Source organism: Candidatus Dependentiae bacterium (assembly GCA_040878395.1).
Classification (GTDB): Bacteria; Babelota; Babeliae; order Babelales; family Vermiphilaceae; genus JAKBEL01.
Window position 1 is genome coordinate 138,937 of record JBBDMI010000005.1, and the last position, 16,820, is coordinate 155,756.

Sequence of the window (16,820 nt, forward strand, 5' to 3'; positions counted from 1 at the left end):
GATTATTTTGATATTTTTTGTACTAACTTCTGCATCTGATTACGCAATGCAATCGCTTTTTCAAATTCAAGATTCTCTGCCGCTTGCACCATCTCATCTTTAAGTTCTGCAATGCGTTGCTCAAGTTCATCTTGAGAAAAGTTCTTTTTATTTTTCTTTTTGTTAGCCTTTGAGGCTTCTGCAATCGCTTTTTGAATATTACTGATACTTTTAACCACTTCACGTTTTACCGTTTTTGGCGTGATATTATGTGCTTTGTTAAAAGCTAATTGAATTTCACGTCGGCGATCTGTTTCATCAATTGCCGATTGCATTGATTTGGTGATTTTATCAGCATACATGATCACCTTACTTTCGGTGTTCCGTGCGGCACGGCCAATAGTTTGAATTAATGAACGTTTATCGCGCAAGAAACTTTCAATATCTGCATCCATAATTGCAACAAGCGCAACTTCCGGTAAATCCAAACCTTCACGCAGTAAATTCACACCAACTAAGCAATCAAACGTACCCAACCTCAATTTCTGTAACAACTCTGTCCGTTGTGGCGTTTTCAGTTCACTATGCAAATAACAAACTTTAATTTGACGATCTTCAAGATAATGAGCTAGCTCTTCGGCCAATTTTTTGGTCAATACTGTAACTAATGTACGAAAACCTTTATCGGCAGTTTGATTAATTTCATTAATTAAGTGATCAATTTGGCCAACACGTGATTGCACATGGACTTCAGGGTCAATCAAACCTGTTGGGCGAATGATTTGTTCTGCAATGGTATCCGATTGTTGAATCTCATACGGTCCCGGTGTTGCTGAGACAAATACCACATTATTAAAATACGTTTCAATTTCTTCAAATTGCAACGGACGATTATCAAATGCTGACGGCAAACGAAAACCAAAATCAATCAATGATTTCTTACGTGAACGATCTCCTGCATACATTCCTCGTAATTGCGGAACCGCAATATGTGACTCATCAATCATTAACAGGAAATCATTATCTTCATAAAAATCAAATAGAGTATACGGCCTTTCACCAGATTTACGACCATCAAAATGTACTGAATAGTTCTCAATACCGGAGCAATAACCAACCTCTTGCAACATTTCAATATCATGCGAAACTCGTTGCTTAATGCGCTCTTGATATAATGGATTTTTAACTTGTGGCGCCCATTGCTGCAACTCCGATTTGATACTTCTTATTGCACCATCTATACGATTTTGTGGTGTTACAAAATGCTTTGCAGGGAACACAATAGTGTTATCCAACTCCATTTGCACATTATTATTCTGTTTTGACACCCATTGCATTGCTTCAATAGTATTGCCAAAAAGCTCGATTCTCAATTTATCTTTTTGATACGGTAAATTAACTTCAATAGCATTACCCAAAACTTGCATGGTGCCCGATGCACGCTGTACATCATTGCGCACATATTGAATCGCAACTAACTTTTGCAACAGCTCTTTACGTGAAATATTTTGACCAACCTTCAGATGAAATGCCAAACTACGATAATCCTCAGGATTACCTAATGAATAGATACATGAAACCGAAGCGATGACAATCGTATCGCGACGATTAACCATCGAAGCGGTTGCCTCAACGCGCAAACGTTCAATCTCACTATTTACTTTTGTCTCTTTTGGCACATACACATCTTGTGCCGGCAGATATGATTCCGGTTGATAATAGTCATAATAACTGACAAAATAACATACTTTGTTTTCAGGAAAAAATTGACAAAACTCCTCATAAAGCTGAGCAGCCAATGTTTTATTTGGTGATAAAATCAATACAGGTTTATCCTGATTTGCAATCACATTTGCCATGGTAAATGTTTTGCCCGAGCCGGTTACACCTAAAAGTGTCGATTTACCTGGCCTATTTTGGCTTAATTTCTCAATTGCTTTGCCCTGATCGCCAGAGACCGGAAATGGTGAGTGAAGTTTAAACAGTTTATTTTTCATACCCATAATTATAACATAAAATTCAAAAAATGCAGATTTTTGACTTACGGATATTATTATTCTAAATTGATTTTTATATATTTTTAAGCTAAGGAGCCCTGTAATGCTATCTCTTTTACTCCTTTGTTGCCTATCAACATTTCATCTTTCTGCTGCTGATAAAGCTTCCAATCAAAAAAAATTAGTCCTACCTGCCAATATTGCAAAAGCTATCGCATGGCACCAAGGCATGTCATATGGCCCTACCTATAGCCAAGAAAAATCTGATAAAGGGATAGTACATGCATTCTGCCTTAATGCTCACCACCAAATAGGCGTAGTTAAACTCAATAATAACAGTTTAACTTTTTCATTTTGCGATAAAGTCCGTTTTGAAATACCAGATATAGCCAAATATCCTCAACGCTACTTCATCTATCGCTCATCCTATGATCAACAAGCTGAACAACAAATCGAAAAAACGCATGCACAATGCAAAAATATTCAACAATCATCTTCAGCGAAAAGCGCACTCAAACGATATAAAAGAATCATTAAAAAAGAACAAGAAAAACTTGGCAGTTATACTAAAGATATCGCGCCCTATGCATCAGCTTATCTTATTGATCTAGAAAAATGGGCTGAAATACATACAGAATCCACCTAAAAGGACCATTTAAACCCTAGCAAACCTCATAATCTTATCTTAGGACAAAGGCCGTCAATTTGACAAATAGAAAATAAACATGTAATCTTAAAGACATATCCTAATGTTATAAAAATAAGGTTATAATCTATGATATCAATAAAAAAACAGGCTTTTTTATCTGTTTCTATTTTATTTAGCAGCAGTATAACATTTTGTGCTGATTCCCAAGCCGGCACAGAGCTAATACAGGTAACATCCACCTCATATCCATTTAATGGCAAGCAACAGAGTGTCAAACTAAAAAAAGATACACTCATAAAAATGCCCTATGTACGTGCATTATTACAACAACCTCAAGATTATGACAATCCAATGACATATAGCAAAAATAGATTATATCTAGACTTTAAATCCCCTCAAGAAGAAAATATATTTCTTCTTTTATATACTCTATTACAAAGAATACAACCTGAAGATACTATGTACGATATTCTTCAACAGATTCAACAGCACTACCCTCATAGCATTAAAAATATCAATGAGACTCTGGCTATTGCACATAAATATTTGAGTATTACATCTGCACTTAATACATTACGAGAATTGAATGCACAACCTCTGATTAAAGAGCTTGGAGCAACAAAAGAACAAATACACAAAGATTTTTTTACACCTGACACAAAAATTGAATTGTTAATTTTATCAGTAATTCGTGCAGAAAAAAAATCTATTAAAATCGCTTGCTATAAATTCAATAATGAACATATCGTCGAAGAATTACACAAAGCTCATAAGCGTGGCGTTAAGGTAGAAGTCATTGTAGATAAAACCAATAATTCAGATGATATCATTCAATTATTTAAACTATATAAAATTCCTTATTATGAATGGAATGACCCTGAAAGATCCAAGGCTATCATGCATGCTAAGTTTATGTTGTGTGAACAAAACATTCTAGACCAATCATTAATCTTGTCCGGTTCATATAATTTTACTCATGCTGCAGAACTTTGGAATACAGAACATATGAGCGTATATAATAACAAAGCTTCTTACAACAAATTTAAAGATCAATTTCAACATCTAAAGCAACAATCACGCCCGGTGGTCAAAGGGATTGAAGATGAAAAACACCTTGCTGCATTAGCTCAAGACTATGAACATCAATTAGTAGAAAAATACACACCGGAAGCCTATAACATCTTAAAGGCATTTAAACTGGAAAAAGAATTACAAGATATCGTGCGATATGCACAAGAAATAAAAGCCGCAAGAACCTTAGGCTCAAAACGTTCATCTGATAACAGATCACCAAATGAGCAAAACCTACATAAAAGATCAAGATCTTAATGCAAAAAAACAGCTAAATACAGGTAAACAACATTTTTGTTGCAATTTGTCATTTATATGTTATATTTAAAACAGTTAGTTTTCATATTGTTTTATTCAAAAAATAGAGGTATTAATCATGAATAAACTATTTTTAGCTTTAAGCTTAGTCTGTATTGCAGGAAATATATCTGCTGCTGACACTGAAAAAAGTAAAAAACGAATGACACGCGAAGAGCGTGCAGCATTAGCATTACAAAAAGCTATGGACGCAAAAGAAAGAGGTAAACGTAAAACTTATAAAAAAAGCATCGAATCAAGCGCAAAGCTTGAACGTCCGACAGCAATTCTTTTTGTTGCACAAGACAAAACAAAAAAGAAAGAACAAAAACTGAGCTCTCGCACAATGAAAAGATATATTAAGCGATTAGAACGTGCAGTAAATAATCCACGCGCTTCAGAAGGCACAAAAAAGGGATGCTCAATATTATTGGCCGATCTTTATAATGAATTATCAAAAAAAGACAAAAAGCTTATCTCTAAAGCTCATGAATGGAAACAAAAAGCAACTGGTCTGCAAATGGAACAACTGGATGAAACTAAAGTTGCAGAAACTTTAGAAAAAAATCCAAACGAGTACACTCTTGAAGAAGCTGATGCACTTGATTTTGAGCAATTTGTGCTTGTTATGAAAGCTCAGATCAATCAAAAGTAATTAAATATTAAATGGAGGTTATAGCATGTATAAAAAAATAAAAGCAGTTTTATTCTGTATTATTGTTGCGGGTATAAATAACAATGCACAAGCATCATCAAAAAACTGGATGTATGCCGGCTTGGCAGCAACAGTTGCAACTGCATGCTATTACACCTACCAAAATTACAATCAATCTTTATTTTCAAATTATAACAGATCGTTATTTGGCAATTTTTATACACGTGCAAAACAATGGATACCATCTTGGCCAACAAGCACCGTTAAAAATACAGATCCTGGCAGCATTGCATCTACAAGTTCTGATGGCTCTTCTAGTGATGAAGAAACTCAAGATAATACAATAAAAAAAGTATCATTACTACAACGAACCAATTCGATCTTGATTAAAAGAAACAGCGGAAGAGAAGAAACTATTTCACTACAGACCAATTTACTATTGCAACAATCATTGCGTCGATCAGTGACAAACCTTACAAAGTTTGAACCTAATGGCATAGCAGGCCAATTGACAGACATTTGTTTGGCCTCAATATATGAAGACAATTTTAACAACAATAAGATTATTACATTTTTCAATGAACACCTGGAACTTAAAAACAGCGATATTCATAGATGGGCAAAAAAGTTCATGAAAAATAATGCATCTGTCATGTCACGTATAATCAATGCGATTGAAGATAATGATTACCAAAAAGAACTTATCGTTTTAAATCCATCACGTATAAGACGACTGGAAAAACAGGTTCCTGAAAATAAGAATAATCATTTATTCAAACGAATAAAAAAAGAAGCATTAGACAAAAGAAAAGAACTAAAGCAAGAACTTGAAGAAAATATTAATACAATTAAAGATGACGTGATTAATGAGCAAGGCAAATTATTGACTGAACTAACAAAAAATCCGGCATTCAAAGCGTTAGCTTATACCGACAAAGGCAAAGAGCCGGCTGCTGATCAAAGTTAGATTCACAAAAAACATTGATAAAATTGAATCAATTTTTGGGCTAAAACTGCAGGTTTATAGTTTTGGCCTGTTTCATGTGCATATTCTGATAACAGGCTTAATTGTTCAGGGCTATGCGCTAATTCCTTAATAACATCTACCATTTCACCTTCATTTACAACGATATAACCATTTTGCGCCTGTTTTATTATATCTCGTTGCCCTGCACCATCAAAAGCAATTACCGGAGCTCCTGCAGCCATAGCTTCAGCTAAAACTAGCCCTTGTGTGTCTGTTTTTGATGGAAAAAGAAACATATCAGCTGATTGATATGCTTGTTCAATTTCATTCTTTGATGGTTTATATATAAATTGCACGACATCTTTTGGCAATCTTAACTGCTCAAATGCATACTCACGCAAATGGTCATACTCAACGCCAAAACCGATTAATTTCAACTGAAACAAAACATTTTGTTCGATTAATTGTTGTGCAACGTGCAATATCGCTTTTATATTTTTCTCTTTGGTCATGCGACTCACAACCAACAAATGCAACATACCATTCTCAACCGGACGCTTTTTTATATGTGTCGGCAAAAATATGGATAATAATCCACTCGGTATAACCTTTATTGGTGTTTCAATTGTATTATCGATTAAATAATCCTGAATCGATGAACTTGGCGCTATAATACCATCAACCTGTCTACAAAACTTTAATACACTATATGTCGTTATTTTTTTCACAAATGCTTGAGGCAATGGAATATAGTGAGCGTATGCCTCATATATAGTGTGATAGGTAAATATCATCGGAATATGCATCTGCTTTGCAACTTGCATTGCACTATGACCTAATAAAAAAGGATGATGTACATGCACAATGTCCGGTTTGATTTCTGAAATCAACTGTCGTATCTGTTTTTTAGCACGCCATGGAATGGCCATATGATTTTTTTTATATATAAACGTAATTGGACAATACAATCGCTTTACCCACGTAGGATCTTGATAATTTTTACCTGAAAAATCCAAGGTAATGAGCGTAACTATATGACCTAATTTTTGCAGTGCATCAACTTGTGCATTTATAGAGCTGACAACACCGCCACTATAAGGACTATAATTATTAGTAACCATTACTATGTTCATATATTATCCAAATTAATAATCTAATATGCAATAGATCAACAACATGAAACTAATGCGCTATGATCACTTTTTTTTATTATAGTTAATATTTTTGGCATTAAAAAAAGAATAAGAAAAAAACTATAAGACATTGAAAAAACCTATACGCTAAAAAATGGAATTTCCCTTAGTATAAAGGTTTTTTTCATCATCTGCAAAACGATTATGGAAACGTTTTCACTCCCAATTTTGCCCAATCAGCATTAAATGTATCAATACCTTTATCAGTCAAAACATGATTTGTTGATTTCTCCAAAACCGCAAGAGGCACTGTTGCTGCATCTGCACCTGCTATAATCGCTTCATGCAAATGGCGCACACCTCTGATCGACGCGGCCAAAATTTGTGTTTCATATGCATAATCATCAATAACATCACGCAATTCAATTAATAAATCTTTTCCCTCAACATCAATATCATCCCATCTGCCGATAAATGGTGAAATATAGGTAACGCCCAACTTACACATAAACAAACTTTGTACCAAACTAAAAACAAGCGTTATATTCAATTTGACCCCCTCATCAACCAACTGTGCAATAACTGGATAATAATCACGATGACATGGAATTTTCACCAAAATATTATCCGCAAGTGATGCAATCGCTTTTGCTTGTTTATACACTTTTTTTGGATCTTGCTCTGTGACTTCAACACTGATTTCGCCATCAGGAAGCAAATCGCAAATCTCCAACACTCTTTTTTTTGGATTTTTACCCTCTTTTGCCAAATGACTTGGATTAGTAGTTACTCCATCAATTAACCCGGTGCCAGCCCATTCTTTTATTGCGGCAACATCGGCTGTATCGAGAAATAGTTTCATTAGTCTTCCTTTATTTATGCGATAGATAGATACATCATCTATAGCATAAAAAGATAAGATCTCAAATAGATTAAAGTACTTATATAAAAAAATATTTACAATTATAAAATCAATCTGATAGAATAAAAGTATAAAAAACCAATGAAGCATTTAATTTTTAGGGGAAAAAATGAAGTTATATGCAATACTCAGCTTATTCCTGTGTGTATGCACCATGCATGGATATTTTACACCACCGGCAGGACCGCAAAATGAAACAATTGATCAAGCAAAAACTCGCTTTGAACAAATGGCCGTACGCCAAATAAATAACATAGATATGTCAACACTCACTGAAAATCAACTACATGCTTTTAAAGAACTTTCTCAATCAATATTCCATAGAGAAATTGCAAGCGCCGGCTGCTTTAGCCAAGCAAACCGACGGAAATACGAAGTAATGTATCAAAAAATTGGTGAAATTGAATGTTGTCACAAAAGGATATTTTAATGAAAAAATTAATTATTTTATTAAGCTTCATAACAGCAAACTTATATACAAATCCACCAAAAAATTCCTACCCTACTCTACATGAAGAACAAGTTACATTGGCCGAAAAAGCTGCAACCAAAGCTATAGCATTGGCAAGAAAAAAAGAAATTAATGCCAGCAGACTTGAAATAAAAAAAGCATTAAATGCAATTGCCGGATTCAATACTCTATCCCTATTTGCATCAAATGAAAAAATGAACAAACAAGCCGAAAATCGAATTCAACAACATGCTCAGCGCCTTGAAAATGTAAGAACTGCTATAGAAATTGCTGAAGACTTAAACACTAAGCATGAACAATTAAACAAATCAGATACAAATACGGCCAATGCGTCATCAGAAAATAAAACAAAACAAGAAAAAGGCATCAAAAGACGCCTGGATAATCTTTTTGATAAAGTAAGAAATAAAGTAAAATCAGTAACGTCCCTACCGCACTAACCCTTCAGTCTCTATAACCACCGGAGGCACCGGACATTGCGACGTTCGTAGAACATAAATAAGTATAAATCCGGTAATAAGAGCCAGCAACACGAAGATTTGTTTTGTTGTCATCATCTTTTTTCCTTTATATTTGCTCAATTATACTCTCTTGTTTATGATACAAATAACATATACAACAAAAAAAAAGCGATAGTTTTTTATAAACTATCGCTTTTTTTTATTTTTAAAACGACCCGGTTACTTGACACCTTCAAATACTTTTTTGATAGATGCCAATGAACCGACTAATGAACTTGCTTCATAAGGAACCAAAATCATTTTGTCATTTTTACCTTCCATCATTTGCGGCAACGTTTTGATATATTGCATTGCAATCATGTATGGCATTGGATCACCATTAGGAATCGAAGTTTGCACCATCTTAATCGCTTCGGTTTCTGCTTTTGTGATTCTAAGCCGCGCATCTGCTGCACCTTCAGCACGCCTTATCTCTGCTTCTGCTTCTCCTTGAGCACGTAAAATGTTAGATTCTTTAACACCTTCTGCCTCTAAAATTGCGGCACGTTTGGTACCTTCAGATTCCAAAATAATTGCACGACGATCACGCTCTGCACGCATCTGTTTTTCCATTGCATGACGAATATCAATCGGTGGATTAACCTCTTGCAATTCTACACGGTTAACCTTCACACCCCATTTATCCGTTGCTTCATCTAAAATAATGCGCAAACGCTCATTAATTTGTGAACGCGAAACCAAACTCTCATCAAGTTCCATTGAACCGATAACATCACGCAATGTAGTCTGTGTTAATTTTTCAATAGCTTCTGATAAGTTTGAGACTTCATAAACTGCAGCTTTAGGATCAGTAATTTGATAATAAAGCAATGCATTAATTTCCATCGTTACGTTATCTCGAGTAATTACATTTTGCTTTGGAAAATCATACACCGCTTCACGCAAATCAATGCGATACGTATGGCGCGTATAACGATAATACCGTTTACCCTCAGACTGTTCTACATAGGTCCATGACACTCCACGCGGGATCTCTATGAATGGAATAACAAAATGCAAGCCGGGCAATAATGTGCGATCATATTTACCCAATTTTTCGATTACAATCGCTTCCGCTTGACGTACCAAGTAAACTGCACGCATCAAGAATGTGATAAGAAATATAAAAACGGCCCCAAAAAAGATAATAAAGCCGTAAGGAATCATGTTGAACATAATATGTTCCTTTCAATGAAAAATTATTAAAAGATATTTTTATTTGTTTAAATCGAAGGAACGAACAATTACATGTGCCCCTCGTACATCAATCACCTCTACCGGACAACCGACAGCAATAATCTCATCATGCATTGTTTTATAGGCCCACACCTGGCCACCAATATGCACATAACCAAATCTATTTAATGTTGCCGGTGTTACCACCACACCTTTTTTCCCTTGCATAGCATACACATTTGAATGATGATGTTTATTCCCACTCTGTTTTCTCACCCATTTGTTGAGCACAAAAAAAGCCGCAATGCTTGAAACAATAAATATAATTGCTTGATCAAACATCGTTATACACAATGCGCTCGCAAAAGATGTGATTAATGCACCAAAAGAGAATGATAAGAAATAAAATAGCCCCGGACTGCCAAGTTCAAACAGTAAGAAAAATAGAGCAACGATGAGCCAAAAAAAGATATAATTGTTCATTGAAGCACCTCCCATAGTTGTAGTATAGAAGTGAAAAGATTACATTTTTAATTATACCTATTTTTTCATAAAAGGCAAGATGGTAAGATTCCAAATGGAACTTATTAATTTAAAAATTGCACAAAAAAAGAGCCCGCAATAAATCGAGCTCTTTTTTTTCAAACGTAATGTTTTTATTCAGAAGCAGATCTATCCCATTCTTCTTGAGACATGAATGTCGGCTTTTGAGGCAAACTCTTGTTTTCTATAAATTCTTTATAATTGTCTACTACAACTGTAGCACCCTTATCTCGCAACAATTCTTCAGCAACTTTGTTATTTACCGACAATGCTGCACCTAATGGACTGAACACTCCATCATGCGCATTAAGTAACTCTAACTCCATATCGGCAACTAAACTTTCAACCTTGTCATTATCATCTTTAGAAGCAATTGCATTTATCAAAATCTCTAGAGTTTCCCCTTGAAACCTTTGTTGATCAAACGCTAATTCTGCCGCAAACAATTGACCGGCTGAAACAGCCAATAAAGAAAGTAATATCATTTTTTTCATGACATCTCCTACCCGCCCATTTTTTTAAGGACTTTTAAGGTGTTTCTCACCCTGTTTTATACTTAGAGCCAGACCATCCAGCTCTTTATTTTAATTTCATAATAGCAATTAATGGGGGGGGGGCATTGCAAGACTTTTTTATAAAAAATCTTATTAAACTGGGGCTTTTCGTCAATTCAGGTGTTTTTTGTCAAAAATGAAGACATCTTTGCTTTTCAACCATGGAAAAAATGAAACAGATCGTTGATCATTATTTAATTTGCTGAAAACACCACACAACTAGAAAACCTCTTTTGTTACGCGGAGCACATCAAGAGTGATAAGCTGAATCAGCTCTTTGAAGGAGTTTCTCTATTTTTTCTAATTTCAGATTCCAAAAAATTATTCCACAAACTCTGGCAACATCAATCTGTTCACGTGGAGTCCTATTCAGCTTAAGCATCGTAGACCCTTTACCAATACCAACCACCTGCTGAACTGGAATCTTTCTGCCTAAAAGACCATGTTTTTCATCATCTGAAAGAGCTTGCAAAACTCTTTTCACTTCTTCAGTGTCCATGTCATTAATTGCATACATCAACTTTTGAAGATGAATATCATGAGCATGACCTACTGTTGGTGTTTCACGAATCTCAACATTATCAGCACTCATAACCGGACAACCATACAACAAAGACAATAGTCCTACAAAAATATAGGTAAAAGATTTTATACGCATATACATCTTAATATCCTTTCAGGTAAATGCTCTATTTTTGTCATACATATTTATTTAAAAATTATAATAATTATACCAAATATAAGCATTTTATTAAGTATAAGCCTAATTCCATAGATTTTTCCAAACCAATTCATATAAAATTTGATATTGCAGGCAAGCGCTCGAAAAAATGTGATGAGGTAAGCATGAAAAAAATTATGATAGGTATCAACATCATGAGCTTGTTACAATTGATGCTGCTGCCAGGATGCTTTATTCCATCACGATATTTAATGCGCAAGAATATTTTCATTGTGCAACCTCGAGAAAAACCTACAACATTCAGCCTAACCAACAATCACACTATTACTATCTGGCTACACGGAACCCGCCTGTTTAGCCGCCCATTGTATAATCGACACTTTCAATGCCAACCCGGACTAACATTGGCAAGAACTATTGATACCCATTATAAACTATATACTATCGCACACACATTAGTTGATGCAGATCCACAGCGATTTCATCACGATAATTTTTATATATTTGGCTGGTCCGGAAAGCTATGCTTTTTAGAACGTGAATATGCAGCTGATAAACTATATATAAGTTTATTACAATTAATACAAAACTATAAAGCCATACATGGCATAAAACCTAAAATCCGTATTATCGCACACAGCCATGGCGGAAACGTTGCACTGAACTTAGCAAATTTAGCCAAAAATGAAGACGAACTGAATATTACTGAACTGATCTTAATGGCATGCCCGGTGCAAGGAAAGACAAAACATTTAGCACAACATCCCATGTTTGAAAAAATATATGTTCTTTATTCAGCTCTTGATCTCATACAGATTCTTGATCCTCAAGGTATGTATAAGCATAAAGGCAAATCATGTGGACTGTTTTCAAAAAGACAATTCTTTCATCAACCGAATTTGGCACAAATGAAGGTAAAAATTAATCGTCGAGCAATTATGCATTCAGAATTTTCTCATCCACAATTTTTGCGCCTATTGCCCCGCATTTTAGATGAAATCGATGCATGGAATAAAAATATTATCTATAACGAAGATCCTAACAAAATCTGTAAGTTACTCTGCGTTTACACCGACCGTACACCAATAAAAAAAATGCAGCATTAAGCACAACCTGAAGCCTCTTTTTCTTCATGTAATAATTCATCATCGAAAAATTGTGCCCATTTCAAACAATCCGGCAAATCTACATATATCTCTTTTTCTTCTTTGGTTACCATATATGGTTGCTTACTTTGCCATGCCGGCAGCGCTTTGTACATTAAGAATTTTAATTGATTCAATGAAAGTTGCGGCAATAAGCGATGGGATAATGGTAACAACAAAATACGCTTATTAGTACCAATCAATAGCCCATCTTCCGCTCTGTTATAATCAATAGATCTAATAAACTCACCCTGCTGACGCTTAAATATTATTTCCTTAAGCACTCCTTTGACAAGATTATAGATCAATACTCGCCTAGTAGTCTTGACCAACAGCTCATCTTCCGCTTTATTATAAACAGCTGAATAAACAGGATCATCCTCTTGAAACTTAATATCTATATCCTTAATAATCGATTTATTCTCAATATCATAAATCAATACTCGCTTATTAGTCGCAATTAACAGCTCATCTTCCGCTCTGTTATAATTAATCGATCTGATAAGCTCATCATACTGACCCTCAAATCCTGCATTTTTGAATGTTTTTTTTTTAACATCATAAATCAATACTCGATAGTTAGTTCTAATCAAGATCTCATTTTTTACTTTGCTATCAATAACTGACTCGATACTACGTTCACAACCACAAAATTCAAACTCTATATTCTCAATAATCGATTTATTCTCAATATCATGAATTCTCAATACTCGCTTGTTAGTCGTAATCAAGAGCTCATTTTTCACTTTGCTATCAATAACTGAGGTAATACATTCAAAAAAAAGGTAGTTCCCAATCTCAAAAGGTCTATCAAACCCTGCATGCTCAACAATCAATTTATTTTCAATATTATAAACCAATGCTCGATAGTTAGTTCCAATCAACACCTCATTTTTCACTTTGTTATAAGCAACTGAGTTGATATTTTCTCTTGCCAGAAGCCTAACACCTATATCTTCTATTAATCTTTTTTTCACATCATATCTCAATACTCGTCTATTAAGTCCAATCCACAGCACATCTTGTAGTTTGTTACAACAAATTGACCTGAAACGCATATCCGTTTTTAACAATAAAAGATCTAAATTAATTATTATTCGTGATTGCATTGCGTCAAACAGAGGTTTAACATCAAGCAGTTGCTTAACTTCATGTTCCAGTTCAACAGGCAAAGTTTCAATTCCTGTTAACTCAATTTCTTTTAATTCTTTTGCTATTCTTGCAGCACATAATTTTTGCACCCCTGCAAGATTTAAATAATCTGCTTTTTTGTATAACCGGTTCAATTGCTCATCAGATAAAGCATTAATCTGTTCAGTTAATTTTTCTTGATCTTCTTCAGAAACAAGTTTTAAAACTTGCATCAGTAACTTTACATCACCAGCTGAATCACTGCACAAAATACTCGATACGCCTTGCGTTAACAATTTATCCGATGCAACTGAAATGCCACAATCATCTGCGCAATTTTGCAACAAAGGTACATTTTGAAAACAATCTGCTTTTGTTACAACCTGCTCACCGGTCAATTGATGTTCTAAAGTTATTTCTTTTTCATCATTATTTTTTCTATTAATGACAACATCCCACAGACACGCTCTTTGCGCCATTGCGGCAATGTTATTAATATTTTCCGCTAAAACTGACGTTCTATTTTTTCTCTTTTTTTTATCTCTTGTTCTATATTCATGCAAGATAAAATATGCAATAACCGGCAAACGCTCACTTACTTGCATTTTATCATTTGTATATAAAGCCAATTTGCCTTCATCATTCAGCTCTCGTATTTGTCTATGCACAAATACATTCAATTTTCTATCTGATTCAGACTCGTGACTCAATATTCCTTGAACAACACTACTTACATTCGCTACATCTGCTGCAAACAGTGATTGCGCGGGAAAAAGCAAGAATAATACTAAAAAAAATCTATTCATTGATACATACATATACAGACCTCCAAAAAAAATAAAAAAAATGTTTTCATATACTAATATCCAGCATCATAACAAAATATATAAAAATGTTTATTAGAATAAGGTGCATATGGCACTTCAAAGCAATTTAATACCTGAAAAACAGCTATTCGCCCCCATTTTTGCCATTTTTTCCATTATGTTATAAACTAAGAGCATGAAGTTTATAAAAAGAACCTGCTTATTCCTCATTTCTTGCGTCATTTGTGCATTCTCGTTCATCAATAAAACAGTTGAACAGAACAAATCATTGGTGTTGAATGCCAAACGCCCAATTGTTACTATTTGGGTTCATGGCACTAAACTTACGCCAACAATCGTATTAAAGCGTTTCTTTTATCGTATTCCGGGAATGCATAAAGCAAGTGCATATGACATCCAATATCATAAACGAACCATTGTTGATTTATTGTGTAAAACTGACGCAAATAATTATCAATTTGAGAACTTCTACATTTTTGGCTGGAATGGAAAATTATGCTTTAATCAAAGAAAGTGTGCAGCACAAGAACTTTATGACAGCGTTCAAGAAATCATCAAAGAACATACCAATATTTTAGGTGTACCACCGTTTATTCGTATAATTACGCATAGCCATGGTGGTAATGTTGCATTAAACTTGGCAAAAATACAAAAAAAGAAAAATCCTATCGTAATTGATGAACTTATTTTATTAGCCTGCCCTGTACAACATAAAACAAAAAAATTAATTCAAAACGATTGCTTTAAAAAAGTATATGCTTTTTATTCTGCGGGAGATATGTTCCAAGTTATTGATCCACAAGGATGGTACAAAAAAGGAAAAAGCAACAGAACTTTTTCTGAACGCCGCTTTGAACACCATAAAAAACTTCGCCAAGCACGCATTAAAATTAACGGACGTCCATTAATGCATATCGATTTCATTTGGACAAATTTCCTTCAACATTTGCCCTTACTATGCAATACAATCGATACATATTATCAAACCATTGCACCTGACCAACTTCACATGACAAAACAACTTGATATTCGCACTAAATTAAATCCAATCATTATAGATAAAAAATTACTATAACCTTTTGTTTTTTAAAGAATTATTTAGTTTATTGAAAAAGCCAATCAAAAAATAATACATTACATAGCATGAAGATCAAAAACATACTGTTGCTTTGTGCATGTATATTCATTTGCGCAAAAGCTGCAACACATGAAAATTCACAATCAAAAAAAAAAGAGATCACCATCACCATTTGGGTGCATGGTAGCAATATCACTCCGGATTTAATTCTACGCAATTTTTTTTATCATCAAAAAGGTATGGTCAACGCACTGCAATACCGTTCGCCACGTTATCATGCTCGCGTTATTGCAGAAGTTTTAAGTGAAGCCGATCCAAAAAAATATCAAATGGAAAACTTCTATTTTTATGGATGGTCAGGAGCATTATGCTATGACAAGCGCGAAGAGACTGCCCGTTCATTATACTTAGCAATTTTAGAATTAAAAAATATATACTCAAAAAAGTATCCTAATACCGATTTGAAAATTCGTATCATTACACATAGCCATGGTGGCAATGTTGCACTCAATCTATGTCCGGCACAAAAGAATGATACACCATTGATTATTGATGAACTCATTATGCTAGCAGCACCGGTACAACTTGCTACAAAAGATTTAGCACAAAACAGCTGTTTTAAAAAAATATACTCTTTTTATTCCGGCACTGATCTCTATCAAATTTTAGATTTTCAACGTGTGCGCAAAAAACGACGCACGCTCAAAATATATTCCGAACGCCGATTTGATGAATTTGATAACGTGCGTCAAGCAAAAGTAAAATTGAACTGCTGGTCTCTTATGCATATCGAGTTTTTACTCAAAAAATTTCTGCGTCATCTTCCACTACTCACAAAAGAACTTGATGCTCTTTATGATTCATTGGATGACAATGCAAAAAAACGGGAAAAACTACTGCACATTAAATCTGACAGAAAAGGCAATGCCTATATACGCACAAAAGTGTTTAGGCGATAAAATTAATCTTGCTTTAGCTTTTTACTTTTCGCACATTCAATATTGAAGTGCATAATTTAAATCAAAGCCAGTATCCTGTAAAA

General features: G+C 34.4%; 17 protein-coding genes. 9 read left to right on the top strand and 8 right to left on the bottom strand.

From position 1 onward, the window contains the following. Positions 1 to 2: 2 nt before the first annotated feature. A complete protein-coding gene (gene uvrB / locus WD055_02055) occupies positions 3 to 1,976 on the bottom strand; it encodes an excinuclease ABC subunit UvrB (GenBank protein ID MEX0848985.1) in 1,974 nt (657 codons plus the stop codon). Positions 1,977 to 2,079: 103 nt separating this feature from the next. Between uvrB and WD055_02060 the strand changes: the two genes are divergently transcribed. The 4 genes from WD055_02060 (at position 2,080) to WD055_02075 (ending at position 5,615) form a co-directional block, all read left to right on the top strand. Next, entirely contained in the window at positions 2,080 to 2,622 is a 543-nt protein-coding gene (locus tag WD055_02060; GenBank protein ID MEX0848986.1) for a hypothetical protein, read from the top strand. A gap of 129 nt (positions 2,623 to 2,751) precedes the next feature. Next, positions 2,752 to 3,954 carry a phospholipase D-like domain-containing protein gene (locus tag WD055_02065; GenBank protein MEX0848987.1) on the top strand — a complete coding sequence of 401 codons (1,203 nt, stop codon included), beginning with the start codon at positions 2,752 to 2,754 and terminating at the stop codon, positions 3,952 to 3,954. 118 nt (positions 3,955 to 4,072) lie between these two features. Continuing rightward, the gene (locus WD055_02070; protein ID MEX0848988.1) at positions 4,073 to 4,648 is read left to right on the top strand and encodes a hypothetical protein; all 576 of its coding nucleotides are present in this window, start codon (positions 4,073 to 4,075) and stop codon (positions 4,646 to 4,648) included. Positions 4,649 to 4,673: 25 nt separating this feature from the next. Beyond that, on the top strand, positions 4,674 to 5,615 hold the full coding sequence (locus WD055_02075) for a hypothetical protein (GenBank protein MEX0848989.1): 942 nt from the start codon (positions 4,674 to 4,676) through the stop codon (positions 5,613 to 5,615). Positions 5,616 to 5,617: 2 nt separating this feature from the next. Here the strand turns inward: WD055_02075 and WD055_02080 are convergent, their stop codons facing one another. Next, positions 5,618 to 6,748 carry a glycosyltransferase gene (locus WD055_02080; protein MEX0848990.1) on the bottom strand — a complete coding sequence of 377 codons (1,131 nt, stop codon included), beginning with the start codon at positions 6,746 to 6,748 and terminating at the stop codon, positions 5,618 to 5,620. 202 nt (positions 6,749 to 6,950) lie between these two features. Further along, entirely contained in the window at positions 6,951 to 7,610 is a 660-nt protein-coding gene (locus tag WD055_02085; protein MEX0848991.1) for a transaldolase family protein, read from the bottom strand. Positions 7,611 to 7,779: 169 nt separating this feature from the next. Between WD055_02085 and WD055_02090 the strand changes: the two genes are divergently transcribed. After that, positions 7,780 to 8,100, top strand: a complete 321-nt coding sequence (locus tag WD055_02090) for a hypothetical protein (protein MEX0848992.1) — start codon at positions 7,780 to 7,782, stop codon at positions 8,098 to 8,100. Further along, a complete protein-coding gene (locus WD055_02095; protein ID MEX0848993.1) occupies positions 8,100 to 8,582 on the top strand; it encodes a hypothetical protein in 483 nt (160 codons plus the stop codon). The genes WD055_02090 and WD055_02095 overlap by 1 nt, the downstream gene beginning before the upstream one ends. Before the next feature lie 240 nt (positions 8,583 to 8,822). On the opposite strand, the gene WD055_02100 is transcribed toward WD055_02095, so the two are convergent. The 4 genes from WD055_02100 to WD055_02115 form a co-directional block, all read right to left on the bottom strand. Continuing rightward, positions 8,823 to 9,818, bottom strand: a complete 996-nt coding sequence (locus WD055_02100; GenBank protein ID MEX0848994.1) for an SPFH domain-containing protein — start codon at positions 9,816 to 9,818, stop codon at positions 8,823 to 8,825. Positions 9,819 to 9,857: 39 nt separating this feature from the next. Further along, positions 9,858 to 10,301, bottom strand: coding sequence for an NfeD family protein (locus WD055_02105; protein MEX0848995.1), 444 nt, complete (start codon positions 10,299 to 10,301; stop codon positions 9,858 to 9,860). Between the two features lie 173 nt (positions 10,302 to 10,474). After that, a complete protein-coding gene (locus tag WD055_02110) occupies positions 10,475 to 10,855 on the bottom strand; it encodes a hypothetical protein (protein ID MEX0848996.1) in 381 nt (126 codons plus the stop codon). Between the two features lie 310 nt (positions 10,856 to 11,165). Continuing rightward, on the bottom strand, positions 11,166 to 11,579 hold the full coding sequence (locus WD055_02115) for a hypothetical protein (GenBank protein ID MEX0848997.1): 414 nt from the start codon (positions 11,577 to 11,579) through the stop codon (positions 11,166 to 11,168). Positions 11,580 to 11,761: 182 nt separating this feature from the next. Between WD055_02115 and WD055_02120 the strand changes: the two genes are divergently transcribed. Continuing rightward, complete coding sequence (locus tag WD055_02120; GenBank protein ID MEX0848998.1) at positions 11,762 to 12,703, top strand: hypothetical protein; 942 nt, start codon at positions 11,762 to 11,764, stop codon at positions 12,701 to 12,703. Here WD055_02120 and WD055_02125 read toward each other — a convergent pair. Further along, the gene (locus tag WD055_02125) at positions 12,700 to 14,691 is read right to left on the bottom strand and encodes a hypothetical protein (GenBank protein MEX0848999.1); all 1,992 of its coding nucleotides are present in this window, start codon (positions 14,689 to 14,691) and stop codon (positions 12,700 to 12,702) included. The genes WD055_02120 and WD055_02125 overlap by 4 nt on opposite strands. A 184-nt stretch (positions 14,692 to 14,875) precedes the next feature. On the opposite strand from WD055_02125, the gene WD055_02130 reads away from it, so the two are divergent. Continuing rightward, a complete protein-coding gene (locus WD055_02130; protein ID MEX0849000.1) occupies positions 14,876 to 15,775 on the top strand; it encodes a hypothetical protein in 900 nt (299 codons plus the stop codon). 68 nt (positions 15,776 to 15,843) lie between these two features. Next, complete coding sequence (locus WD055_02135; GenBank protein ID MEX0849001.1) at positions 15,844 to 16,737, top strand: hypothetical protein; 894 nt, start codon at positions 15,844 to 15,846, stop codon at positions 16,735 to 16,737. The last annotated feature ends 83 nt before the right edge of the window (positions 16,738 to 16,820 follow it).